20 protein-coding genes are annotated in these 26,305 nt (G+C 38.9%); 15 read left to right on the top strand and 5 right to left on the bottom strand.

Annotated features, from left to right (window positions below):
• Positions 1–192 precede the first annotated feature (192 nt).
• The 5 genes from recQ (at position 193) to AAV98_RS01350 (ending at position 5,172) form a co-directional block, all read left to right on the top strand.
• Positions 193–2,337 carry a DNA helicase RecQ gene (recQ, locus tag AAV98_RS01370; protein WP_060663758.1) on the top strand — a complete coding sequence of 715 codons (2,145 nt, stop codon included), beginning with the start codon at positions 193–195 and terminating at the stop codon, positions 2,335–2,337.
• A 66-nt stretch (positions 2,338–2,403) separates the two neighbouring features.
• The gene (locus tag AAV98_RS01365) at positions 2,404–2,676 is read left to right on the top strand and encodes a hypothetical protein (RefSeq protein ID WP_060663757.1); all 273 of its coding nucleotides are present in this window, start codon (positions 2,404–2,406) and stop codon (positions 2,674–2,676) included.
• Between the two features lie 292 nt (positions 2,677–2,968).
• Entirely contained in the window at positions 2,969–3,514 is a 546-nt protein-coding gene (gene msrA / locus AAV98_RS01360) for a peptide-methionine (S)-S-oxide reductase MsrA (RefSeq protein ID WP_060663756.1), read from the top strand.
• Positions 3,515–3,562: 48 nt separating this feature from the next.
• On the top strand, positions 3,563–4,753 hold the full coding sequence (locus tag AAV98_RS01355) for a DHH family phosphoesterase (RefSeq protein WP_060663755.1): 1,191 nt from the start codon (positions 3,563–3,565) through the stop codon (positions 4,751–4,753).
• 26 nt (positions 4,754–4,779) lie between these two features.
• Complete coding sequence (locus AAV98_RS01350) at positions 4,780–5,172, top strand: VOC family protein (RefSeq protein WP_060663754.1); 393 nt, start codon at positions 4,780–4,782, stop codon at positions 5,170–5,172.
• A gap of 583 nt (positions 5,173–5,755) precedes the next feature.
• Here AAV98_RS01350 and AAV98_RS01345 read toward each other — a convergent pair.
• On the bottom strand, positions 5,756–6,823 hold the full coding sequence (locus tag AAV98_RS01345) for a DUF3900 domain-containing protein (RefSeq protein ID WP_060663753.1): 1,068 nt from the start codon (positions 6,821–6,823) through the stop codon (positions 5,756–5,758).
• 90 nt (positions 6,824–6,913) lie between these two features.
• The gene (locus tag AAV98_RS01340) at positions 6,914–8,155 is read right to left on the bottom strand and encodes an MFS transporter (RefSeq protein WP_060663752.1); all 1,242 of its coding nucleotides are present in this window, start codon (positions 8,153–8,155) and stop codon (positions 6,914–6,916) included.
• Positions 8,156–8,318: 163 nt separating this feature from the next.
• Here AAV98_RS01340 and ltaE point away from each other — a divergent pair, with 163 nt between their 5' ends.
• Positions 8,319–9,347: a low-specificity L-threonine aldolase gene (gene ltaE, locus AAV98_RS01335; RefSeq protein WP_060663751.1), complete on the top strand. Its 1,029-nt coding sequence runs from the start codon at positions 8,319–8,321 to the stop codon at positions 9,345–9,347.
• 33 nt (positions 9,348–9,380) lie between these two features.
• Here the strand turns inward: ltaE and AAV98_RS01330 are convergent, their stop codons facing one another.
• From AAV98_RS01330 to AAV98_RS01320, 3 genes are all read right to left on the bottom strand, one after another.
• Positions 9,381–11,036 (bottom strand): AMP-binding protein, encoded by a 1,656-nt coding sequence (locus AAV98_RS01330; protein ID WP_082380715.1) that lies wholly within the window; start codon positions 11,034–11,036, stop codon positions 9,381–9,383.
• 76 nt (positions 11,037–11,112) lie between these two features.
• Entirely contained in the window at positions 11,113–12,051 is a 939-nt protein-coding gene (locus tag AAV98_RS01325; RefSeq protein ID WP_060663749.1) for a hypothetical protein, read from the bottom strand.
• Positions 12,052–12,414: 363 nt separating this feature from the next.
• Positions 12,415–13,401, bottom strand: coding sequence for a Gfo/Idh/MocA family protein (locus AAV98_RS01320; RefSeq protein WP_060663748.1), 987 nt, complete (start codon positions 13,399–13,401; stop codon positions 12,415–12,417).
• 390 nt (positions 13,402–13,791) lie between these two features.
• Between AAV98_RS01320 and AAV98_RS01315 the strand changes: the two genes are divergently transcribed.
• The 9 genes from AAV98_RS01315 (at position 13,792) to AAV98_RS01275 (ending at position 25,880) form a co-directional block, all read left to right on the top strand.
• Positions 13,792–14,925 (top strand): M20 family metallopeptidase, encoded by a 1,134-nt coding sequence (locus tag AAV98_RS01315; RefSeq protein WP_060663747.1) that lies wholly within the window; start codon positions 13,792–13,794, stop codon positions 14,923–14,925.
• 135 nt (positions 14,926–15,060) lie between these two features.
• Positions 15,061–16,098, top strand: coding sequence for an N-acetyl-gamma-glutamyl-phosphate reductase (gene argC / locus AAV98_RS01310; RefSeq protein WP_060663746.1), 1,038 nt, complete (start codon positions 15,061–15,063; stop codon positions 16,096–16,098).
• Between the two features lie 14 nt (positions 16,099–16,112).
• Entirely contained in the window at positions 16,113–17,351 is a 1,239-nt protein-coding gene (gene argJ, locus AAV98_RS01305) for a bifunctional ornithine acetyltransferase/N-acetylglutamate synthase (protein ID WP_060663745.1), read from the top strand.
• Positions 17,352–17,364: 13 nt separating this feature from the next.
• Complete coding sequence (argB, locus tag AAV98_RS01300; RefSeq protein ID WP_060663744.1) at positions 17,365–18,162, top strand: acetylglutamate kinase; 798 nt, start codon at positions 17,365–17,367, stop codon at positions 18,160–18,162.
• A 25-nt stretch (positions 18,163–18,187) separates the two neighbouring features.
• Complete coding sequence (locus AAV98_RS01295; protein WP_197284216.1) at positions 18,188–19,351, top strand: acetylornithine transaminase; 1,164 nt, start codon at positions 18,188–18,190, stop codon at positions 19,349–19,351.
• Entirely contained in the window at positions 19,344–20,417 is a 1,074-nt protein-coding gene (locus AAV98_RS01290; RefSeq protein ID WP_060663742.1) for a carbamoyl phosphate synthase small subunit, read from the top strand. Before AAV98_RS01295 ends, AAV98_RS01290 begins: the two co-directional genes overlap by 8 nt.
• Positions 20,407–23,631, top strand: coding sequence for a carbamoyl-phosphate synthase (glutamine-hydrolyzing) large subunit (carB, locus tag AAV98_RS01285; protein ID WP_060663741.1), 3,225 nt, complete (start codon positions 20,407–20,409; stop codon positions 23,629–23,631). The genes AAV98_RS01290 and carB overlap by 11 nt, the downstream gene beginning before the upstream one ends.
• A complete protein-coding gene (argF, locus tag AAV98_RS01280; RefSeq protein ID WP_060663740.1) occupies positions 23,616–24,590 on the top strand; it encodes an ornithine carbamoyltransferase in 975 nt (324 codons plus the stop codon). Before carB ends, argF begins: the two co-directional genes overlap by 16 nt.
• Before the next feature lie 66 nt (positions 24,591–24,656).
• The gene (locus AAV98_RS01275; protein WP_060663739.1) at positions 24,657–25,880 is read left to right on the top strand and encodes an argininosuccinate synthase; all 1,224 of its coding nucleotides are present in this window, start codon (positions 24,657–24,659) and stop codon (positions 25,878–25,880) included.
• The last annotated feature ends 425 nt before the right edge of the window (positions 25,881–26,305 follow it).

Here is a 26,305-nt window from a genome sequence, read left to right as displayed (position 1 = left end):
TTTTAAACATTCTGATAATAAAATGCAAGGGAAAAGTTTTTTTCAGTCCTTTAATGACGGTTAGGCTTGACTTCACTTTGGTTGCAGGTGATCCATCATTCCGTTAAAATAATATGGAAACTAATAAACTCCTTCATTTACCTAACTCCAATTACCTACTAAACCATTTCCCATTTATAAACGAGGTGTCCTATGTACGAACAAGGAAAAGAAATATTGAAAGAATACTTTGGTTATGAAGATTTTAGGCCAGGTCAGAAAAAAATTATTGAAAGTATTGTAAACAAGTCAAATACACTAGGAGTGATGCCCACAGGAGGTGGAAAGTCCATTTGTTATCAAGTGCCGGCACTGTTGGAAAGTGGACTAACTATTGTCATCTCTCCCTTAATTTCCTTAATGAAAGATCAAGTGGATTCCTTGATAAATATCGGGATAAAGGCAACCTATATTAATAGTTCTTTGAACGTAGGAGAAATTAGAGAAAGAGTTCACCAGGTCGAACAAGGACGTATCAAACTCTTATACCTTGCACCAGAAAGACTGGATTCTTACGATTTCCAATCTATTTTATCTGCTGTTGAGGTTTCAATCGTTGCAATTGATGAAGCACACTGTATGTCCCAATGGGGGCATGATTTTAGGCCAAGCTATCGAGAAGTGGGTACCTTTATTAAAAGGATACCAGGAAACCCAGTCATAACTGCGTTTACAGCAACTGCAACAGAACAAGTTATCGAGGACATTCAAACGATGCTTGGAATAACACCAGATCATACATACGTAACCGGTTTTTCACGAGATAACCTGACATTTTCCGTTTTAAGAGGACAAAATAAGGACACTTTTTTGGAGAAATTCCTGAAAGCGAACAAGGGAGAATCGGGAATAATCTATGCAACTACCAGAAAAGAAGTCGATCAAATTTTTTCTTCATTTACCAAAAAGGGCTACAAAATTGGCAAGTATCATGCAGGATTATCTGAAGAAGAAAGAAAGGATTATCAAGAAAACTTTCTCCATGATCGACTCAAACTGATGGTTGCCACTAATGCGTTCGGAATGGGAATCGATAAGTCTAATGTTCGATTCGTCATCCATTACAATATGCCTAAAAATGTTGAATCTTACTATCAGGAAGCTGGAAGGGCAGGAAGGGATGGAGAGGAAAGCGAATGCATCCTCCTGTTTAATGCGAGGGATATACAAATTCAGAAGTTTTTGATTGAGGAAAGTATCCGCTCAACAGAACGCAAAATGCAAGAATATAAGAAACTTCAAGCTATGATGGATTACTGTTATACCCAACGCTGCCTGCAAGGTTATATTGTACAATATTTCGGTGAAGATACAGAACAAGTTTGCGGCAAATGCAGTAATTGTTCTACTGATTTTGTAGAGCAAGATATAACGCTAGAAGCACAGAAGATATTTAGTTGTATTCATAGAATGAATGAAAGATTTGGTGCACTTCTTGTAGCAAAAGTATTAAAAGGGTCAAAAGATAAGCGTATCCAGCAATTCCGTTTTGATAGCTTGCCAACTTATGGGTTAATGAAATCTTTTACAGAAAAACAATTGGTAGATCTGATTAATATTCTTATTGCAGAAGGATATTTAATACTGACGGAGGGGCAATATCCTGTGGTAAGATTAGGTGCGCGCGCCGTTCCAGTTCTAAAAGGGCAGGAAAAGGTCCTCTTTAAAGTGAAAGAGCAAGTGAGAGCTGTCGTTGAGGATAATGAATTGTTTGATAGGTTGAGAGAGTTACGTAGAAACTTATCAAAAGAAGAGGGAGTACCTCCCTATGTTATTTTTTCCGACAGCACTTTAAGAGAAATGTGTGAGGTCCTTCCAAGAGATGAAACGACTATGCTAGAAATCAAAGGAGTAGGCTCATTAAAGTTTGAGAAGTATGGGCCATTATTTTTAAGTGAGATAGGTAAATTTCAGGAGAATGAAGCCTCTGCTAAATTAAATTCATCCACTAAAAAAGATCCTATTAAGCCTAACAAGTCCTCTATTCCAATGAATCTTGGAGAATCTAGTCATATGTTTACTTATAGGCTACTGCAAGAAGGTCTGACTTTTAAAGAAATAGCCAAGGAACGGGGAATGAGTTTAATCACAGTTCAAAACCATCTATTTAAGTGTGCAAGTGATGAGGGTATGAAGGTTGATTGGGATTCATTTATTCCAGAGGAGTTTGAGGAGATAATAATTAAAGTTATTAAGGAAATTGGAATTGAAAAACTGAAGCCAATTAAGGAGAATTTACCCGATGGGGTTGATTATTTAGCAATAAAAGCGGTGATGGCCAAGCATAACATGATATAATGTTTAGTTTTTCTCTTGTCGGGAATATCACTCTTATAGATAAATCCATTAAACAGGAGGCGTTATATGATGAATGCTCGTGGACTGAAGAAACCTTTGTTAGTGGCAGGAGCTGCAAGCCTCACCGGGGCAGGACTGTTAGTATATAAACCCTACAGAGAAAAAATTGTGCAATACTCTAAAAAAGTTAAGAATAAATTAGTACCTTTAAAATTCAGAAAGACCGATTTACCAATTGAAAAAGCAGGGAATCCAGATCCTGAAGATATTCAAGATAATAACATGGTCAGTGAGGGAGCCCAATATTCAGTAGAGTATTATAATAAGAAAATGCAATAACAAAAGGCGTTCGGTCCAATCCGAACGCCTTTTGTATACACTTTATACGAAAAAGATAGCGTAAGCTCCACCCACTATACCTATTAACGCCAAAATCTAGACAAAAGCTACAATTACCATGGATGGTAATACCCAAAGGCTACGATGAGTAGCTGTTTTGACGAAGTCTCCAGCTCTAAATACGCCGGTTAATTCAGAAAACAATTGATTAGTATATGAGCGTTGTTATTGTAAGTACAAGACAGTTAGTGTAAAATTCCATCAAACACATATAAATAGGAGGATACAACATATGACAACGAACAAAACGGAATTAGCAACCTTTGCTGGAGGGTGCTTTTGGTGTATGGTAAAACCTTTTGATGAGCTACCAGGAATTGAGAATGTAGTATCCGGTTATACAGGCGGTAGCGTCTCCAATCCTACATATGAAGAAATTAAAAAAGGAAATACTGGTCACTACGAAGCTGTCCAAATAAAATTTAATCCTGATATCTTTCCTTATGAAAAATTACTGGAATTGTATTGGCCCCAAATAGACCCTACAGATGATGAAGGTCAATTTTTTGATAGAGGAAGTCAGTACCGTACAGCAATTTTTTATCATAATGAAGAACAGCAAAAACTTGCAGAGAAAACAAAAAAGGATTTAGAAGCAAGCGGAAGATATAAAATGCCAATTGTAACTGAAATTAAACAAGCTAGCGCATTCTATGAGGCAGAAGAATATCATCAGAAATTTTATAAAAAAAATCCTGAAAAATATAAACAAGAACGTCAAGAATCAGGTAGAGATGCTCATATAAAAGAGCATTGGGGTGAAGAATATACAAAGTAAGTGAGGGTGTGAAAGGCTACCCATCAGGAAAAAGAAGGGGGACTACCATTGATTCATCTTTTTACACACAATGATTTAGACGGGGTAGGCTGTGGGATTTTAGCCAAGCTTGCGTTTAAAGAGAAAGTAAAGGTTCATTATAATTCAGTCGGCAGTTTAAATTATCAGGTTGCTGAATTTATGGAAGAAGCAACTCCGCGGCATCAAATATACATAACTGATTTATCCGTCAATGAAGAGAACGCCAAAAAGCTCGACCATTTTGCTACACAACAAGAAGGCTTTGTTCAATTTATCGACCATCATAAGACTGCTATTCATCTAAATGATTATAGTTGGGCTTCTGTTACTGTTGAATATGAGGATGGCAGGCTGACAAGTGCCACTTCTTTATTTTATGAGTATCTGTTAAAAAAAGGGTTCATAGCCCAGTCAGAACCGTTAGATGAAGTAGTCGAATTGATACGACAATATGATACGTGGGAATGGGATCGAAATAAGAATACGAAGGCAAAAAGATTAAACGACCTTTTATACATGATTTCTATCGATGACTTTGATGAGAGAATGCTTCAGAAATTAAAAAGTGGGGCCGCGTTCGATTTCGATGACTTTGAAACACAAATACTAGATATGGAAGAACAAAAGTTAGAAAGATATTTGCGTAAAAAACGCAGAGAAATTGTTCAAAAACCTGTAGATAATAAGTGGGTAGGAATTGTACACGCTGAATCTTTTCTATCAGAACTTGGAAATATTTTAGGGAAGGAAAATCCCCATTTAGACTATATAGCAATGATTAATATGGGGAGCAAACGGATTAGCTTGCGAACAATACATGATGATGTAGATGTTTCACAAGTGGCTGGAAAATTTGATGGAGGGGGCCATGCGAAGGCTTCTGGTTGCAGTCTAACTGAACAGGCGTACAAGCTTTTTGTTGCCGAGGCATTCTCTTTAGATTCCCTCAAACAAGACGCTCGCCATAACGTCTTTAATGTCAAAGAGTCACCAAATGGCGTTCTTTACGACTCTAAGGATAAAGGATCATTATTTATTTTACCGAAAGATGATGGCACTTGGAAGGTGGAAAACAAGGAAAAATTTCTGGAAACTTCCTTCTCTTCTTTCCAAGAAGCGGAAACATTTATTAAAAGAAAGTATGCAGCATGGTTGGTTAAAGACGAGGAATATGTCAATTTCCTAGTTGAAAACATTAGAAGATTAAAGGCAAACTAAAGGTCAGTTATGGGGAGAGATAGGTTATGGCTATTAAAAGATTAGAACATGTTGGAATCATGGTTAAAGATATTCAGACGTCCTTAGAGTTTTATACAAATGTGGTCGGATTTTCATTAAAGGGACAGTTAGATCATCCAAATGGTGAGATAAAGCTTGCATTTCTAGGGTTTAATGAAACGGCAGAAACAGAATTAGAGCTAATTCAAGGGTATAATGACAATCTACCTGTAGAAGGTAAGGTCCACCATCTTGCTTTAACGGTAGATGATGTAGAGGCCGAACATGATAGGTTGAAAAGGTTGGGAGTCACTTTTATCGAACAGGAAATCACCACGTTGCCAAATGGAGCAAGGTATATCTTTTTTGCAGGTCCAGACGGTGAATGGATCGAATTGTTTGAAACACCGGTAAAATAAAGAGAAGGCAGGGAATAATTTCCCAGCCTTCTTTTTTTAAAAAGGAAAGTATAAAAAGTATTGATTTCCGTTCCAGCCGCTTCGCTTGCCTGCGAGCGTCTACGCGCCATTCACTCCAATCAACAAGGTGACTACGTTCAACATAAAGTCAATAAATTTAACTAACCGAATTTGATAATCCAATAACGTTTATTTAACGTTTTTTCTAGCTGTGGATTGGAGCAAATGGCGAAGACTCCAGCGGGGGAGAAACGGTAGGTTGAGACCCCGCAACGAAGTGAGGAGGCTCAAACACCGTCCCGCGGAAAGCGAAGCCAGTTGTGGAAAGTAACAGCGTCTATTACCCAAACAACTGATGTTTTTTAGGTTTAAAAAAGAACGTGTCGTTCCTTATTTCCTATCAATTGGTTTTCCTTTAGCTCGTGAACTTTTCAGCATATGTGTATACGTAAAGCCTAGACAAATGATTCCGGTGATAGAACAAGCATACCGAATGATGGACATCCAATCCATGAGTGTCACCCCTAAAAGGTAGTTGTTCTTATTCTCTCAAAGGTTGTAAAAATTATGCCTGACCTAAGTGTTAAGAGCTATATTTTTTATTCAACCGCTCTAATATCAAAGTTAATTCACTCGGCTTTAGCATCTCAACAGGTGAGACATTCTTTTCAAATTGAAGAAAATCCCCTTCAAGAAGGACCACATAACGGTCATTGATTTTTGCTATATGGACATTTTCACCAAAGTCCGCAAGCAACCCTTTGACAGAGATATGATCTAGCTTGAATTTCAGTTCTATGTCAGGTGTCTGTTCAATGATAGAAGAGGACGCTTCTATTACTTGTTCGTCAGACCACCTTTCCTGAAGTTCACGTTTAGGCGAAGTGGCCCAAGCTTCCATCGCCTGTTCCACTTTTTCTTTTTCTTCGCTTTCATCTTGATAGGTCTCGGAAATTTCCTGATGAACCATCCCCATCACTTGGTTCTTAATAATTTCTGGCATTGACTCACCATACTCTACATACTTCAAGAAATCCTCAAAATAACGGGAATGAGAGGACTGGTGAATTTTCAATTCTCCTTCCTCTACCATTCCATCCTCGACCATAAAAGGATACTGGATAGACTTCATATTCTTTGTAGTAATCGCCATCTGGACATTATGGATTAGCGTTTGTTCGTCTGTGATGGAAGCAACCTTTTGTTCAAAATCACACTTTAAAATAAACACAAAGGGATCATCAAAATATTTATTCAATTTAGCTTTCGTAATAATAAGAACTCCGCCACGGACCGCAGTAGTATCTGTATAGGTGGTCGCTATTTCATCAGCAGCAGCGGAAAATGCCTCTAAGCTTTCAGCCTGTTTAATACGATTAAATTGATTATAGTTGGGGTTTGAGCCAAGGTCGTACCCTGGTTCCACGATAAACCTCCCAATCTTCGTGGGTACTTGTTCGTTTTTAGGGTGACGATCTACCTTCCTTTTCGTGATTTTCATTAGCTCCCCATCCAGGAAAGGTTTTAGTGCGCTTTCTTCATATGTATTTTCATCCAACACTGCCATAGGTTTATATTGTTTCTTGGCATTATCTCCACTACCTTCTACTTCTATTAAGTAAAAGGCTAATGATTTAATATCAAAATCCATCTTTATCACCATTTTCACAAGGTATCTTTCAACACTTAAACAAGTATAGGCAAAAGAAAAGAAAGGGTCAACAGGAACCCCTTCTTAGAATTAACTATGCATATCCCTAACTTTTTGATCACTAGGAAGGAAAAACGTCAACAATCCTATAAAAGGTAAACAAACAGTAAAGATGATGGTATTTGTTAATCCGACCCAGTCTGCTAAAATACCAAGTGCAACAGATCCAACGGCACCCATACCAAAGGCTAGACCTACTATCAGTCCGGAAACCAAACCGATACGACCAGGAACCAGTTCCTGAGCGTATACTACTGTAACTGAAAAGCTAGAGAGAATGATGAATCCGATAATGGCAACCAGTACATAGGCAAATGTCGGACCTACAAAAGGCAGCATCAAAGCGAGTGGAGCAGACCCCAGCATAGAGAGAGAAATGATAAGTCTTTTTCCAAAGCGGTCTGCCAATGGCCCTCCAAAGAATGTGCCAACAGCACCTGCACCTAAGAAAACAAAAATATAAATTTGGGAATCTGCTATTGGTATACCATAATTCTCTATGGCGTAAAATGCGTAGAAGTTAGTGATACCCGCATGGAACCATGAACGTGCAAACACAAGAAAAATTAATAAACAGATAGAAAATGTGATGATTCGTCTATTTCCATTGAATTTTCCTGAAGTTGTAGTTTGTGGCGTTTTCTTTTGTTTAACAGGTCTGTTTGTATTTGCTACTTGCTGTTTGTACCAGGCCGCGATGTATAAAAGCAATATCACAGCTGCAGCAGCAACAACAGTAAACCAAAGCACTCCTTTTTGACCGAGTGGTAACAAGATATATGCTGCCATCAAGGGTGCCAAAGCCTGTCCAGAATTTCCTCCTACTTGGTATATGGACTGCGCTAGGCCTCTGCGATTTCCTGCAGCCATATAAGCTACACGTGATCCTTCTGGGTGAAATGCCGCTGAACCAAGTCCAATAAACAACACAGAAATTATAATCACCCAAAAGCTAGGTGCCAATGCCAAGCCAATAATGCCAAATAAAGAAAAGGTAAGCCCAATAGGCAGGGCATATGGAGAAGGCTTTTTATCTGTAATGATGCCAACAACTGGTTGAATAAGGGAAGAGGTAGCATTTAACGCAAATGCAATCAGTCCCAATTGAGTAAATGTTAACCCCATAGAATTTTGCAACACGGGGAATAAGGCAGGCACCACTGATTGTAATGCGTCATTCAACAGGTGAACAAGACCGATGATGAAAAGAATTGGATAAACGGTGGAGCTTTCCGTCGAAGCGGTAACTAGTTTGACTTTTTGTGCTTGCATTTTTATTTAAACCCCTTCTATGGTAATAGTTGAAAAAAGTCAAGATATGTATATTAAATAATCATAGCACGTCAATGCAGAACAATGGTAGATAATTTTACGGTATGCGAAATAAATGTCATTCTGGTAAACTGTAAGAAAAATAGAAAAGGGGAAAGGCCATATGATAGATTTAAGAAGTGATACGGTAACAAAACCAACAAAGGAAATGAGAAAGGCTGCCTATGATGCAGAAGTTGGAGATGACGTGTACGGTGAAGATCCCACAGTTACGCTGTTAGAAGAAAAAGCTGCAGAGATACTAGGGAAAGAAGCGGCACTTTTTGTTACAAGCGGGACACAAGGAAACCAGATAGCCGTATTGACCCATTGCCGACCAGGAAATGAGATCTTACTAGAAGAAGAGTCTCATATCTTTTATTACGAATCTGGTGCAGTTGCGGCCTTGGCAGGAGTTCAAACAAGAACCATTTCAGGCGTTAACGGGATAATGAATCCAGAAGATATAGAATCTGCTATACGTGGAGAGGATCAACACTTTCCTGAAACTGGTCTAATTTGTATAGAGAACACTCATAATCGAGCTGGTGGGGCAGTGGTACCTGTAACAAACATGGCAGAAATCTATAAAGTTGCACAGAGATATTCTATACCTGTTCACGTGGATGGCGCACGACTATTTAATGCCGCAGCAAGTTCGGGCACACCTATAAGAGAGTTCACAAAACATTGCGATACGGTACAAGTATGTTTGTCCAAAGGATTGGGTGCACCAGTTGGTTCGATCATTGCCGGTTCAAACGACTTCATTAAACGAGCGAGAAAATGGAGAAAGCGTCTTGGTGGGGGATTGAGGCAAGTTGGAATCATTGCGGCACCTGGGTTAATTGCTTTAACCCAAATGACGGAAAGACTTTCACAAGATCATGAAAATGCCACGTTTCTTGCTGAAGGATTAAGGGGAATTAGCTCTTTAAAAATAGTAAATTCGGTTGATACGAATATTGTGGTAGTGGATGTAGCCGGGTTGGATATGATGGCTGATCAGTTTGTAAAGTCGTTAAAAGAGAAAGGAGTATTGGCTGTTACGTTTGGACCTACGCTTGTGCGTCTAACGACTCATTTTGATGTGAGTAGAGGGGATATCGAGAGCGTTATTAATACGATTGATGCGATAGTCAAAACAAGATAAGTAATGGTAAGGGGCAAAATACCCCTTACCATTTTACATTCTTACTAGTGTATTTACGGCATGTTCTCTAAGCTTGAATTTTTGGATTTTCCCTGATGCTGTCATTGGATACTCGTCTACGATCTCTACATAGTAAGGTATTTTATATTTTGATATTTTTCCGGTGCAGTAGTCTTTGACTTCTTGACTGTTTAAGCTTTCGCCCGGTTTGACTTTAATAAATGCTGCAACCTGCTCGCCGAACTTTTCATCTGGAACTCCTACAATTTGAACATCGAAAATTTTCGGATGAGAGTATAAAAATTCCTCAATTTCACGTGGATAAATATTCTCTCCTCCTCGAATAATCATATCTTTTAGTCTGCCAGTAATGACGACATACCCTTCCTCATCGATAGTAGCAAGATCTCCGGTATGAAGCCATCCATCTTTATCAATTGTATCTTTTGTTTGATCTTCCATTTTGTAATAGCCTTTCATAACAAGGTAACCTTTTGTACATAGTTCGCCTTGAACGCCATATGGAACATTTTCCCCTGTTGCAGGGTCTATAATTTTTACTTCTACATTATTTAAAGCGCTTCCAACAGTTGATACGCGCTTTTCAATACTGTCGTGTGGGCGAGTTTGTGTAATAACTGGGGAGGCTTCGGTTTGGCCATAAGCGATGGTAATTTCCTTAGCTCCCATATCATTTACAACTCTTTTCATAATTTCGGTTGGACAAGGTGATCCTGCCATAATACCGGTTCGTAAACTTGACAGATTATAGTTATTAAATTCAGGGTGGTTTAGTTCAGCGATGAACATGGTTGGAACTCCGTAAAGAGCGGTACATTTTTCTTGCTCCACCGCTTTTAGAACTAATAGGGGATCAAACATAACAAGAGGGACCATTGTCGCTCCTGTAGCTACTGCAGCCAAGGTGCCCATCACACATCCAAAACAATGGAAGAAAGGAACCGGAATACAAATCCTATCTTCTTCTGTAAGTTTTTGGCATTCAGCAACATTAATGGCATTATTGATAATATTGGAGTGGGTAAGCATGACTCCTTTTGGGAAGCCGGTTGTACCAGATGTATATTGCATGTTGATCACTTCATCATAGTTTGTACTGTTCTGCCGGGTCAGTAATTCTTCGTCTGAAATGGACATGGAGTTTTTCAGTAGGTCATCCCATTGGAACATACCTGAGTGACTTTCGCTACCCATAAAAATGACGTTCTTTAATTTAGGTAGTCTATTAGATATAAGATCGCCAGGTGCGCAGTTTGCAAGCTCTGGACATAATTCTTGAAGCATATCCAAATAGCTAACTCCTTTAAAATCATCCATAAGAAGAAGCGTAGTGGACTCTGATTGCCGCAATAAATACTCGAGTTCCTTAGATTGATAGCTAGTATTGACTGTCACTAAAACTGCGCCAATTTTTGCACTCGCGTACTGTGTAATTAACCACTCCGGTTTATTGGAAGCCCAAACCGCAATGTGATCTCCTTTTTGAATTCCTAGGCTCATTAAACCTTTTGCTACTTGGTTACAGATTTGCTGAAACTCTTTATAACTATAACGCAATCCTGTTTCTACATAGACCACAGCTTCTTTATCAGGGTAACGTGCTACGGTTTCATCCAATAAATTACCAATTGTTTTATGTACTAACTCTGCCATCGTCCAAACCTCCATAATTGAAAAGTAAGTGCTAGTTAAATATTAGTATGAATGTTCAGAAAAATCAAACGAAAAAAGAGCAGTCCGAAGACTACTCTTGCCTCACCTCTACTTTTTTCATTTCATTGCTTTCGGTCTCAAGGGGTGCCTTTTGAATGATTCTTTCTTTTAATCCGACCATACTTCCACTCAAGTAGTGGAGTGTTTGCTTATATTTACTGTCAATGGATGTAATGGCGTTTTCCAATTTGTCCACAAGTGTTTGTCTCAAGGTGTTAAGCTGATCGGCAATTTTTTGGGAAGCAATATCTTGGCTGTCCATACGCTCCATTACTGACTTGTGAAACATTTCTTGAACTTGTAATTTATTGTTTATTTCTTGGTAAAAATGTTCTTGGTCATGTAATTTTAATTGAATATCTTCATACAATTCTTCATATTTTTCTAACTTAGTGTGTATGCCACGGGTCAGATTCTCTTGAAGTGCCAACTGATCTATTGTAGCCTGACTTAGTAGTTTTTCTTCTTCCACCAATACTTCCAATTTATCCAATCTTTGCTCGACTTTTTTACTGCTTTCTTCATTTGATGCGATATTTTCTTGAAGTTCTTCACTTAATAATGACTGAACTTTTAATAGTTCGAGAAGCTGTGCATAATTATTATCCTGCTCGTTTAGTTTTTGTGTAAGATCCAAATGACTTTTTTCATGAACAAGTACTTTGTCGTATACCTGCTGCACATTGAAGTCTTGCGTTGCTATCATTTCCGATAAATCTTTCTGCGCTTCTCCCTGGGCGTATAATTTATCTAACAGAAGTTGGTGATTATTTTCCTGTGTGGACATACTTTGTTGTAAATTATTATTAATCAGGCTAACTGTTCTTGAAACAGTAAGATTCGTTCTTTCTTGTTGCATTAAAATATCTTCTAAATAGTTTTTTCTAAATTCCTGCTGATTGGAAGAAATGGATTTCGTCTGATCGTACAACTTAGGTATAGGTAGCAGGTTGTTGTTTTTCTCTCTCATAACGTAACTCCTTTAGGTTTAAATTAGGTTATTTAACTACACTATCTTATGAGAGAGCAATGGATTTGCGCGCGTTTTGGAGAAAACTAGGCAAAAGACTAGATTTATCATAAAAAAATGACCAATATTCTGGTCTTCATTTTTTACCAACTATTTACAGTTATGGTGTAAGGTGGGTATAGTAAGGTGGCTTTGATATGCTTTAGCAAGAATTGTAGGTGTTTTACGGCACTTTAGATAAGAAGGAGTGTTACACGGGAGGTGTTTTTTTGAAAATGTTTGCTGAAGCGGGCAATTCAGTAATATTATAAGAAACAAAAAAGAACTGCCCTTGAGAAACAGGCAATCCTTTCAAGATAAAACTTACCTTTTGTCCGCAGGGTAAATCAGACCTATTTGCGCGCGGGTTTCTTCTATTAATTCCATGGTTTGCAAGGAAGTACTATGAGAATTAATAGTAGATTCCTTTTCACCAGATTTAATAAGTCGAATAAATTCTTCAGCCTCATAAAACATAGATTGCCCCTTTTGAGGGACCGTAATATCTTCTTCTGTCCCGTCTTTATACCTAATTAGTACCTTCTCTGGTGTATGAATGGTATCTAAAATTATTGTTCCTTCTTCTCCTTGTATTTCGGAAGGAAGGTAGGAGTTTGCAATTTTGGAATAGGCGACAGAAGCATCCATTCCATTATAATTAAACAAGATGCTTCCTTGCCCATCCACTCCAGATTCCAACATATGTGATATAGCATGCAAAGCTTTTGGTTTACCAAATAATGCAACCATGGGATAAATAGTATAGATACCGATGTCCATCAAGGCACCATTAGAAAATTCAGGCTTAAATGCATTAAGCACTGTTCCTTCCTTGTACTTATCATAGCGGGATGAATACTGACAATAACTTGCAACATAACGCCTGATTTGCCCGATTTTATGCAGGTTTTCTTTGACTGCCAAGAAGTTAGGCAGGAGGGTACTTTTCATTGCTTCCATCAAAACCACGCTATTTCTTTTTGCTGCAGTCAACATCTCTGATAATTCTGTCGTATTAGAAGCTATTGGTTTTTCGCATAGCACATGTTTACCTTGATCCATGCAGGCTATTGCTTGCTTGGCATGGAAAGAATTAGGGCTTGCTATATATACGGCATCCATATCTTCGCTCTTTGTAAATTCATCTAGATTTGTATATGTAGTAGATACATGAAATTTATTAGCAAATTCTTTTGCGGTTTCTTCTTTTCTGGAATAAACAGCTGTTAAAACAAAATCTTCACTCTCTTGTGCTGCATTAATGAATGATTCTGTTATCCAGTTGGTTCCAATAACTCCAAAACGTATCAATCTAATTCCTTCTTTCACTTATAGAATGTAGACAGTATAGCAGAAATAGCAAAAAAGTAGCAAAAAAAAAGAAGGTACCTATAAAGGTACCCTCCTGCGTATTGAGGCGAGGGACAGCATGACCACATTCATGCCTTGCTCAAAGAGCGAGTCCTTCGACTTACACAATTCAGCTCATCGCATAATTACTATAACATAGATTAGGAATAAAACATAATTGAAAGTTTTTTCAGATAAAATTCCTTTTTTCAAGAAAATAGGTTTGAACTCTTAAAATAGGTAGAATAAAGGAAATATAGGACTTAATAAGTAGAAAAGGTATAATGGTAAATGAAAATAAATATATGTATATAAAAAGTGTATGCGTCTAAAATGTCAGGAGAGAGTAAGATGAAAGAGTTTTTACAAAATAATCAATCTGAAATGCTAGAGTTGTTGGAAAAACTGGTCAATATTGATAGTGGCTCTACTTCGAAGGAGGGAATTGATCAAATTGGGTCTATATTATCAAAGGAGTATAGAGCGATTGGATTTTCCGTTCAAGTACTAGAGGAAGAAAAGTATGGAAATCATCTAGTTATTCAACACCCATTAGCAAAAGAACCGAATATTATCATTGTGGCACATATGGATACAGTGTTTCCTAACGGAACTGTACAAACTCGTCCATTTAAGGTGGAGGGGGACAGAGCATATGGACCAGGTGTCATTGATATGAAAGCTAGCCAAGTTTCCATCCTCTACGCAATGAAAGCGTTAATTCATTCTCATTCAAAAGCTTACCAGAATGTTGTACTTGTGTTGAACAGTGATGAAGAGATAGGATCTCCTTCTTCCAAATCCCTTATTGAGAGCAGAGCAAAGGATAAAAAATATGCGCTAATCATGGAACCTGCTAGAAAAGATGGTTCTTTAGTAACTGCCAGAAGAGGAAAAGGAAAATATACAATAAATGTTCGCGGCCGGGCAGCGCACTCTGGAATTGAACCAGAGAAAGGGAGAAGTGCAATTGAAGAATTGGCGCATAAAGTCATTCAATTACATGCCCTCAATGATCATTCTAAGGGAATAAGTGTTAATGTCGGCTTAATTGAGGGGGGCTCCTCAGTCAATACTGTGTCTGATAGTGCAGTCGCACATGTAGATATAAGAATTACAGAAAGAGAGCAGGCAAAACCTATTGAAAGGAAATTGGAAAAAATTTGTGCATCTACTGATGTTAAAGGGACAGAGGTCGAGTTAGTTGGAGAAATGAACAGGCTACCAATGGAAAAGACAGAAAGCACAGAATCTTTGCTACATGTCATTGAAAAAGTTGGCGAACAGATAGGAGTAGAGGTAAAAGACACTGCAACAGGTGGTGGGTCGGATGCCTCCTTTACTGCTGCTATGGGGATTGCAACCGTTGATGGGATGGGGCCAGTTGGCGGGAATGCCCATAGCGAGGAGGAATATTTAGAAATTCCTTCTCTAACAGAACGAACGGAACTTCTGGCAAAAACGATTGCCGCCTTATGTGAATAAAAAGAAGAAGAGATGACCTTGTTTATATTCCAAGGTCATCTTTTTTTCTGAACTTTTTTAAAAAAACATATTGTATTTTTATACATACGTAGTTATAATAATTCATATTATTAACGCATGGGGAGGATGAAGGACTTGAAGGTTGGAATTATTGGAGCGAACGGATATAGCGGTGCAGAACTTGTTAGAATTTTAATGCAGCACCCGGATGTAGAATTGAGCTTTCTTGGATCCCACACAACAAGTGGAACGCTGATTACGGAACAATATCCCCATTTACAAGGGATAATGGAGAGTAAATTAGAAGAAATGAAGATGGACGACTTGATGGGAAGTGCAGATTTGTTCTTTTTTGCCACCCCTTCTGGAGTTGCTAAAAACATAGTTTATCAATTTATAGAAAATGAGATTCCTTGTATTGATCTTTCTGGCGACCACCGTTTAAAAGATTCACTATTATACGACAAATGGTATAAATATTCATCGGCTCCTGATAGTATTTTACAAAAGTCTACATATGGATTGCCGGAACTTTTTCGGGAAGAAATTAAACATTCTACTCTAATTGCAAACCCTGGCTGTTACCCGACTGCTACATTGATAGGTCTTGCACCATTATTAAAGAACAAATTGATAAACGAGAATAGCATCATAATTGATGGTAAATCAGGAGTTACCGGAGCAGGAAGGAAGGCAACAATGGGAACTCATTTTTGTGAGATTAATGAAAATGTAAAGGCTTATAAACTTGGGAATCATCAGCATATCCCGGAAATGGAACAAGTAATTCAGACGTACACGGGGATAGAGGCAACGATTACTTTCACACCACATCTCATCCCAATGTCTAGAGGAATCTTATGCACGACTTATTGTGATTTGAATCAATCTTTTACCACGAAGGATGCTTTAGAACTTTATCATGCGTTTTATCAAAACGAGTATTTTGTTCGAATTAGACAAGAAGAACAATGGCCTGCCACTAAAGAAGTTTATGGTTCCAACTTTTGTGACCTGGGAATAAAAGTGGACGAAAGAACCAACAGAATCATGATTGTGTCTGTAATTGACAATGTAATGAAAGGCGCATCAGGGCAAGCAATTCAAAATATGAACATAATGAACGGTTGGAACGAACAAACAGGACTCAATATCACTCCTGTCTATCCATAAAAAGAGGTGAAGACATGAAAGTGGAAGTTTTATCTGAAAAAGAGAAATGGATAACGATGAACAATGGAAATATATGTACACCTAAAGGCTTTTCTGCCGGCGGAATGCACTGTGGGATAAAACGAAAACGTAAAGACCTTGGCTGGATCTATAGTGAAGTACCTGCAACAGCTGCAGCAGTATACACAACCAATCAATTTCAAGCACCACCGCTTAAAGTTTCACAAGAAAGTATCAATACCAACGGAACTCTGCAAGGAGTCATCGTGAACTCAGGTAATGCCAACTCTTGTACAGGGAAGGAAGGATTAAAAAACGCTTATAAAATGAGGGAGATATTTTCAAAAAAAGCCTTTCTTGAAGAAAAAGAGGTGGCAGTCATCTCGACAGGAGTCATAGGCGAGCAACTTCCAATGAGTAAGATTATTGCAGGAGTGGAATCGATATCAAGTCTTTTAAATACTGATGATTCTCTTTCTTTTGAAGAAGCCATTTTGACTACGGACACGTTTACTAAACACGTATGTCTTCAGTTAGAGACAGATAATAAAATTTATACAATAGCAGGGGCTGCAAAGGGTTCCGGAATGGTACATCCTAACATGGCAACTATGCTTGGATTTGTCACATCAGATATCAACATAGAACATGAAGCATTACAACAAGCTTTGAGAGAAGTAACGGCAAAGACATTTAATATGATTACCGTCGACGGAGATACGAGTACCAATGACATGGTGCTTGTATTGGCAAATGGAATGGCAGGTAATAAACAATGGACGCAAAAGGACGATGAGTATGCTCTATTTAAAGAAGGACTTCATATTGTCTGCCAATCCCTCTCTCAACAAATAGCACGAGACGGTGAAGGAGCGACAAAGTTAATTGAAGTACAAGTAAACGGAGCTGTAACGACGGATGATGCACAAGTAATGGCAAAAACCATTGTTGGCTCAAGCTTGGTGAAAACAGCGGTTTTTGGTCAGGATCCTAACTGGGGCAGAATCGTCTCAGCAGTGGGGTATAGCGGTATTATGATCAATACGGAAAAAATAAAATTGAAGATAGGACCTATCTTAATTGTTGAAGAAGGTATGCCTGTTTCGTTTTGTGAAGAAGAAGCCAAATCCTATTTAAAGAATGAAAAAATTGAAATTACTGTAGATCTTGATGCCGGAAACGAAAGTGCTACGGCATGGGGCTGTGATTTATCCTACGACTATGTACGAATCAATGCATCTTATCGAACTTAAAGGAGGCCAGATTATGAAGATGCTCGTCATAAAGTGTGGGGGCAGTACAATTGAGAAACTTTCCCCTTCTTTTTTTTCTGAATTAGTTAGGTTAAAAAACAAGCATCAAATTCAACCCATTGTCGTTCATGGTGGAGGGCCCTCCATTTCTAGTATTTTGTCCTCTTTACATGTAGAAACATCTTTCATACATGGGTTAAGAAAAACGACAGAACCTGTATTGGAAGTAGTGGAAATGGTTCTGTCCGGATCGATGAACAAACATCTTGTCCGCCAAGTAATAAAAGCCGGCGGCAATGCGATGGGATTAAGTGGAGTGGACGGAAAACTACTTATGGCAGAACCAATTGCCAATGCATCGGAACTGGGGTTAGTCGGTGAAATTGTAGATGTAAATAAAGAAGTGCTGCTTCCAATCATGCAACTAGGAATTATTCCCATCCTATCACCCCTTGCTGTTGATGCAGAGGGCCAACACTACAATATTAATGCGGATATGGCAGCAGCTGCTATTGCGACAGCATTATGTGCACCGCTTTGTATGATTACTGATGTTGATGGCGTAATTGTGGGAGACTCAGTCGCGACAAAGCTATCAGATATAGAAGTTTATAGATTAATAGAAAATACTCTAATAACCGGTGGGATGATCCCAAAAGTGGAAGCTGCTATTCAATCCTTATCAAAAGGAGTAAGTAAGGTTGGAATAATTAATGGCACTCAAAACGATGCCTTAACCAATTTCGCATTGAACCATACAGAAGCGGGTACATCATTCTATCTTGAGGAGGTTATGGAGAAAAGTGTCTAAATCTGCTACTGATTACTCACCAATAATGAATACATACAGCAGGCTGCCTTTATCTATACAAAAAGGTAAAGGAACAACTGTCTGGTCTGACAGAAATGAAGCGTATCTCGATTTCACTTCGGGAATTGCAACATGTAATCTTGGCCATTGTCCACCTCAAGTTCAAAAAGCTCTTGAAAAACAACTGTCCAATCTTTGGCATACGTCCAACCTTTATCATGTTCCAAAACAGCAAGAACTTGCCCGCCTACTGGTGGAAAAATCCTGCTTTCAACAAGTTTTTTTCTGTAATAGCGGTGCAGAGGCAAATGAGGCTGCTATTAAGCTTGTTAGGGCATATGCCAATAACAATCGTAAAAAGCAAGCGAGCATTGTGACATTTCAACAAAGCTTTCACGGAAGAACTCTGGCTACAGTGGCTGCAACAGGTCAAGAAAAAATTAAGTCTGGATTTGATCCAATGCCTGAAGGATTTATCCATCTTCCTTATAACGATTACCATTCTCTCCAAACCATAAGAGAACTGGATCCAACCGCTGTCATGTTAGAACTTCTCCAAGGCGAGGGGGGAGTGGTACCGGCAGACCCTGACTGGGTAAAAGAGCTGTCTACTATATGTAAGGAGAATGGAATATTACTCGTAGTTGATGAGGTGCAGACGGGGATGGGTCGTACAGGAAGCTTGTTTTTATATGAACAGTACAATGTGGAACCAGATATCATGACGCTTGCCAAAGGGCTGGGCTCTGGTTTTCCGATTGGTGCGATGCTTGCTAAAGAAGAGGTAGCTGCTGCCTTTAAACCTGGCATGCATGGAAGTACTTTTGGCGGGAACCCGTTAGCATGTACAGCAGGATTTGAAACGTTAAAGATTGTCAGTGAAGAAAGTTTTTTGAAAAATGTTGCAACGCAGAGCGAGTTCCTGCATACACAGCTTGAAAATCTACTAGCTGATTTTTTCTTTATCAAAGAAAAAAGGGGAAAGGGCATGCTGATTGGTTTGGAGATAAATGGAGACGCGATTGATATCGTCAAAATCGCATTAGAAGAAAAACTATTACTACTACCTGCCGGTCCAAACGTGGTAAGACTGCTTCCTCCTTTAACAATCTCACAAAAAGAAGTAATCACTTTTGTTCAAAAGTTCATCAAGGTATTACAGCAATACGGGGAGGCAGAACATGGATAATGGATATTTAGTTTTAGAGACAGGGGAAGTCTTCCCCGGTAGATTAATAGGAAGTAAAAGGGATGCGATAGGGGAAGTGGTTTTTAACACCAGTATGACAGGATATCAGGAGATCATGTCAGATCCCTCCTATGCAGGCCAAATTATCGTCTTTTGTTATCCTTTAATCGGAAATTATGGCTTTAACCCACAAGATTATGAAGCGGAAAATATATGTGCAAAAGGAGTAGTCATGGGAGAGGCGTGTCATTTGCCTAATCATTACTCTTCTGAGGTAGGAACACCTGAACTTTTGGAAAAGATGGGAATCAGTGGACTTTGTCATGTGGATACAAGAGAGCTTGTTAAAACCATCCGAAAACAGGGATCTGTAAAAGGGTTTATTACAGATTCTATAAAAGATTTCCCTGATGAATTGGTTCCAGAAAATTGGGTGGAATTGGTCTCCACTTCCATTATAAAAAGCTATCCCGGAGCAGGTCCTCATATTGTTCTGTTGGATTATGGATATAAAAAGTCAATATTAGAAGCGTTGCTCCATGCAAACTGTCAGGTTACAATTGTACCATTTACCACAAGCCTGGAAGAGGTAGAAATCCTTCAACCTGATGGTGTGTTATTAAGCAATGGTCCCGGAAATCCAGAAGTGTTGAAGAATCACCTGCCAAAAATTAAAAAGATTGCAGAAAAATTCCCGACACTTGGAATCTGCCTTGGACATCAATTGTTAGCTATGGCATTTGGTGCAAAAACAGAAAAGTTGCTTTTTGGACATAGAGGGGGTAATCACCCTGTAAAAGATCTTGCAACAGGTAAAGTGTATATCACGGCTCAAAATCACAGCTATAACGTCAAAGAAGATACTATTAATCTAGAAGTCTTTTCTATTACCTATAAAAATATAAACGATGGCACAGTGGAAGGTCTTCAACTTAAAAATTATCCTGCTCTAAGTGTTCAATTTCATCCAGAAGCACACCCTGGACCGCAGGATACCAATTATATATTTGAGAAATTTTTAACTATCATCCATGAGAAAACAGGAGTAATGCCATATGCCATTTAACAAAACCATAAAAAAAGTGTTGGTAATCGGGTCAGGACCGATTGTTATCGGTCAAGCAGCTGAGTTTGACTATGCCGGAACACAAGCTTGCCTTGCCCTGAAAGAAGAGGGGATTGAAGTGGTCCTTGTAAACAACAATCCTGCGACTATCATGACGGATGTTGATATTGCAGATAAGGTTTATATGGAACCTTTAACAGTGGAATGTTTAGAGAAAATAATCGAAAAAGAGCAGCCTGATGGAATTATTGGAACCCTCGGCGGGCAAACGGCATTAAACTTGATAGTAGCGCTTTCGGGCACAGATATCTTGAAAAAACATAATGTGTCAGTCCTTGGAACATCCGTTCACTCCATTCAACAGGGAGAAGACCGAGAACTGTTCCGAAAACTAATGATGGAGTTGAAAGAGCCAGTTCCAGAATCCCAAATAGTCCATTCTCTAAGAGAAGGGTTTGAATTTGTAAAGAAAATCGGTTACCCGCTTATCATCAGACCGGCATACACTTTAGGCGGAGAAGGTGGTGGCTTTGCTTATAACGACAATGAGTTTGAAACTATACTGAAAAATGGATTAAGCCTGAGTCCCATAGGTCAAGTATTGGTGGAAAGAAGTATAAAAGGCTGGAAAGAAGTGGAGTACGAGGTGATGCGTGATGATAACGATACGTGCATTATCGTTTGTAACATGGAAAATTTTGATCCGGTAGGCGTTCATACAGGAGATTCTATTGTAGTGGCTCCATCCCAAACATTAACCGATAGACAATATCAGCTACTAAGAAATGCAAGTCTAAAAATCATCAGAAACTTAAAGATTGTCGGAGGCTGTAATATTCAATTTGCTATGGATCCACAGTCAGACAATTACTATATTATCGAGGTGAATCCTCGGGTAAGCCGTTCATCCGCTCTTGCATCAAAGGCAACCGGTTATCCGATTGCAAGAATGGCAGCCAAGTGTGCAGTAGGTTACCACCTGGACGAAATTAAAAATCCAATTACAGGCTCTACCTTTGCTTCCTTTGAACCTGCGCTTGATTATGTTGTAGTGAAGTTACCAAGGTTTCCATTTGATAAATTTCCAGAAGCGGATGCAACATTAAGTACACAAATGAAAGCAACCGGTGAGGTACTTGCAATCGACCGTACCTTTGAAGGCGCATTAAATAAAGGGCTACGCTCTTTGGAGATGAAAGTAAACGGTATTACCCACCCTTTAATGGAAAATATGAATGAGGCTCAATGGATGGGATTAGTCAAGGAACCAACGCATTTAAGACTTTTTGCCATCACTCATGCATTTAGACAGTGTGTTTCATTAGAGTCTATACATGAAGTAACTTCTGTTGATAAATGGTTCCTTCATAAACTACAACAAATGGTAATACTCGAACAAGTCCTTTCAACCAACAGTTTGGATACGTTGTCCCTTGAGACTTTAAAAATAGCAAAACGACATAATATCAGTAATGACAGACTGTGTGCCTTGTTAGGTTGCAACCATGAAGAATTAGCGTTCCTTATGAAAGACCACAATATCTTTCCTTCCTATAAACTGGTTGACACGTGTGCAGCTGAATTTGAGGCTATAACTCCTTACTACTATTCCACTTACAATGGAGGGGATGAAGTAGAAGTCAGTCAAAACAACAAAGCACTTATTATAGGTTCCGGTCCAATCCGTATCGGTCAAGGAATTGAATTTGATTATTGCTCAGTTCATGCCGTAAAAGCCCTGAAGAAAGCAGGATATGAAACCATCGTCGTAAACAACAACCCTGAAACCGTCAGCACAGACTTTTCGGTAGCTGATAAACTTTATTTTGAACCTATTACAGTAGAGGATATATTACCCATCATTCAAAAGGAAAAGATTGATCTGGTCTTTGTTCAATTTGGTGGTCAGACTGCCCTCAACCTTGCAGAAGGTCTAAAAAGTTTTGGTGTCAACATTGCAGGAACGAGCATCGAATCAATTGATAAACTTGAGGACAGATCACACTTCTATTCTTTATTGGAATCAGTTGGTATTCCCCATATTGAAGGGATGATGGTGGACCACCACAACCAATTGCAGGCAGCAGCGAATACTATCGGGTATCCTGTATTGGTGCGTCCATCTTATGTGATAGGTGGGCAATCCATGTATACACTTTTTAATGAAAAAGAATTAAATCAATTCAGACAAACACACCAAAATAATGACACCATATGGCCTTTGTTGGTCGATCGGTATGTTCCGGGTCTTGAATGTGAACTGGATGTAATATCAGATGGAGATAACATATATATCCCAGCAATAGTGGAACACATTGAAAAGGCAGGAATTCATTCAGGTGACAGCCTAGCCGTTCTTCCACCTATTTCCCTGGCAGAACATGTGAAAGAACGACTAACCGAATACACAAGAAAAATTTGTAAGGCTGCAAAAATAATAGGAATGGCCAATATCCAATTTGTCCTATCCGGAGACATTATCTATTGCTTAGAAGTAAACCCAAGGGCTTCCAGAACAGTCCCTATTGTTAGTAAAGTGACGAATGTACCAATGATAGAACTGGCAATTAGAGTGCAATTGGGTGAGAAACTTAGTCAAATTGGCCTAAAAGAGAATCCTGATTTTTGGACGGTCAAAGCACCTGTCTTTTCAGATTCTAAACTAAAGGACGTGGATCATGTATTAGGACCTGAAATGAAGTCTACTGGAGAAATTGTCGGACTTGGCATGACTTTAGAAGAGGCGATGAGTAAAGCATTGTTCCTTGGGAAAAAAAGCCCATTTTCGCTCATGCAAGAAGAAAAGATGATTTTTTGCTCCATTGCAGATCGTGAAAAAACATATGCTCTTCCTCTCATGTTGGAACTAGTCAACAAAGGATTTTCTATCATTGCTACAAAAGGGACAGCTGATTTTTTAAAAGAAAATAATATAAAAGTGAGAACCATTTTGCAAAAGGAAATAGATATTACATTGAAAACGGAAAAGTTTACTGCGGCAATTATCATTCCTACCATTGGAAGAGATCAATTACGTAATGGAGCAAAGTACCGAGCATTATGCACAATGAACGGAATAAAAACTTTTACATGTTTAGAAACCGCTCAACAAGCAATCATGCTGAACGATACTATACAACAAAATTATCAAACTATAAAAGATTATATAAATAACCAAAAAAGTGAGGTTGAATATTTATGCAAAGTGTACTAAAATGGGAAACGAACAAGGAGACCTATCATGTTAGTCAATCTCATTTTTTGACACTAGGATCCTTTACACAAAAAGACATCCATTTTCTATTAGAAGATGCTATTAAACTAAAAAAATATCAAAAAGAGGGAATACCTCACTCATTCTTACAAGGAAAAGTGCTTGCCATGCTTTTTGAAAAGGCTTCTACAAGAACAAGAGTATCGTTTGAAGTCGCCATGCTGCAATTAGGAGGTCATGCAATTTTCCTAAGCTCCAATGATATTCAATTAGGGCGGGGAGAGTCACCCGCAGATACGGCAAAAGTTTTGTCCCGTTATGTAGACGGATTGATGATACGCACATTCGACCATCAAACATTAGAAGAGTTTGCACTTCATTCAAACGTACCAATAATAAACGGTCTAACTGATTCCCATCACCCAGCTCAAGTCTTGGCAGATCTTTTGACCATCAAGGAGCACAAAGGGAAGCTAAAAGGCTTAAAGTTATGTTACTTGGGCGATGCAAACAATAATATGTCTCATTCTTTAATAGAAGGTACAGTAAAAGTCGGAATGCACATTTCCATAGCATGTCCTAATGGTTTTGAACCTGATCCGACCATTCTTAATGCTATGAAGAAGGAAGCACTCATAACAGGTTCTTCTATTCAGGTGGGAAAATGCCCTGTCGAATTGATAAAGAATGCGGATGTAGTAGTAACAGATGTCTGGACCAGCATGGGGCAAGAATCAGAAACGGAAGAAAGACTTAAAGTATTTGCGCCTTATCAAGTAAACAGTGAGCTTTGCAAATATGCAAAGGACGATTTCATCTTCTTGCATTGCCTGCCAGCACACCGCGGTGAAGAAGTAACCGCTGAAATAATTGATGGAACCCATTCTGTAGTATTTGATGAAGCAGAAAACAGACTTCATGCACAAAAAGCCATTTTGAAGGCTTTGTTAGGAAACTAAATTTTTTTACATGAAAATGCATAAAAATACAACAACATAGATTTTTATACTCAAGGAGGAGATCGTATGAAGAAAGAAAAAGTGGTTTTGGCATATTCAGGGGGACTTGATACTTCTGTTTCTGTTAAATGGTTACAAGAGAAATATGGCTATGATGTCATTGCACTGGGTCTTGATGTTGGTGAGGGGAAGGATTTGGAATCCATTAAACAAAAGGCTCTCGATGTTGGTGCAATCAAAGCTATTATGATTGATGCAAAAGAGATGTTAGCCAAAGATTATATTGTACCTGCATTAAAATCGAATGCGATGTATGAAGGTAAGTATCCATTGTCATCGGCGTTGTCTCGTCCATTAATATCTAAGCTGCTTGTTCAAGTCGCTGAGGAAGAAGGAGCAGTAGCAGTGGCACATGGTTGTACTGGGAAAGGAAACGATCAAGTTCGTTTTGAAGTTTCCATTCAAGCGCTAAATCCAAATTTAAAGGTCATTGCGCCAGTTCGTGAGTGGGGAATGACAAGAGATGAGGAAATTGAATATGCGGTGACACATAATATTCCTATTCCAGTTAATCTGGATAATCCTTTCTCCATAGATGCCAATATATGGGGCAGAGCATGTGAAGCAGGGGTACTGGAGAATCCTTGGAATGAAGCACCTGAAGCAGCATTTGATTGGACTAATCCGATTGAACTGACCCCAGATCAACCAGAATATGTGGAAATTAGTTTCGAAAAAGGAATACCCGTGGCTTTGAATGAAAAACAAATGGGACTTGTTGACTTAATCGAAGAACTAAATCTGTTAGGAGGAAAACATGGAGTTGGAAGAATCGATCATATTGAAAATCGCTTGGTAGGAATCAAGTCAAGAGAAGTATACGAAAACCCTGCAGCTCTTATCCTTATCCAAGCGCATAAAGAACTGGAGTTCTTGACTCTTCCAAGAGAAGTTAGCCAGTTTAAAGCTTCTATTGATGAGCAAATGGCCAAGGTCATTTATGAAGGACTTTGGTATTCTCCTCTAGTGAACGCACTCGTGGCATTTATTGAAGAGACACAGAAAAATGTAACAGGTAAAATTCGCGTGAAACTCCAAAAAGGCAATCATACAGTGGTTGGACGCCAATCGCCCTACAGTCTTTACAATGAAGAACTTGCAACCTATTCCAAAGGAGATATGTTTGATCATAATGCAGCAGTTGGGTTCATCAAACTATGGGGACTTCCAACAAAAGTTTACGCAGAAATCCACAAATCAGAAAAAAGTGACACTGTACTGATACGTTAACTGTTGATTTCCGTTCCAGGCGCTTCGCTTTCCACGGGCGGTCCGGGAGCCTCCTCACAACGCTTGAAGCCACTGAAAAACTGATAACGTAAAGTTTTTTATGATTCCTAGCTGGTGATTGTAGCAAAAGGCGAAGACTCCTGAGGGAGCTAGCGCTAGGTGGAGACCCCGCAGGCGTAGCCGAGGAGGCTCCAGCAGTGCCCCTAGGAAAGCGAAGCCTTTTGCGGAAATCAACAGCGGTGTTTAGAAAAATTTTAAAATTAAGGTCTTTTTCAGTGGCTTCCAACGCTTCAGGGGTCTCCCCTGTCCCTTCCTCCCGTAGGACAAGGAAGGCTTCGGCAGCTTTTCATCGTACGAAGAAAATGCGTTAGCATTTTCGAGGAGTCTGCGCGCCTTCCACTACAATCAACTTGGTTATCACAATT

The sequence above is a fragment of the Bacillus sp. CHD6a genome (assembly GCF_001293645.1).
GTDB lineage: Bacteria > Bacillota > Bacilli > Bacillales > Bacillaceae_I > Sutcliffiella_A.
This window is presented reverse-complemented; position numbering and strand designations above follow the sequence as displayed.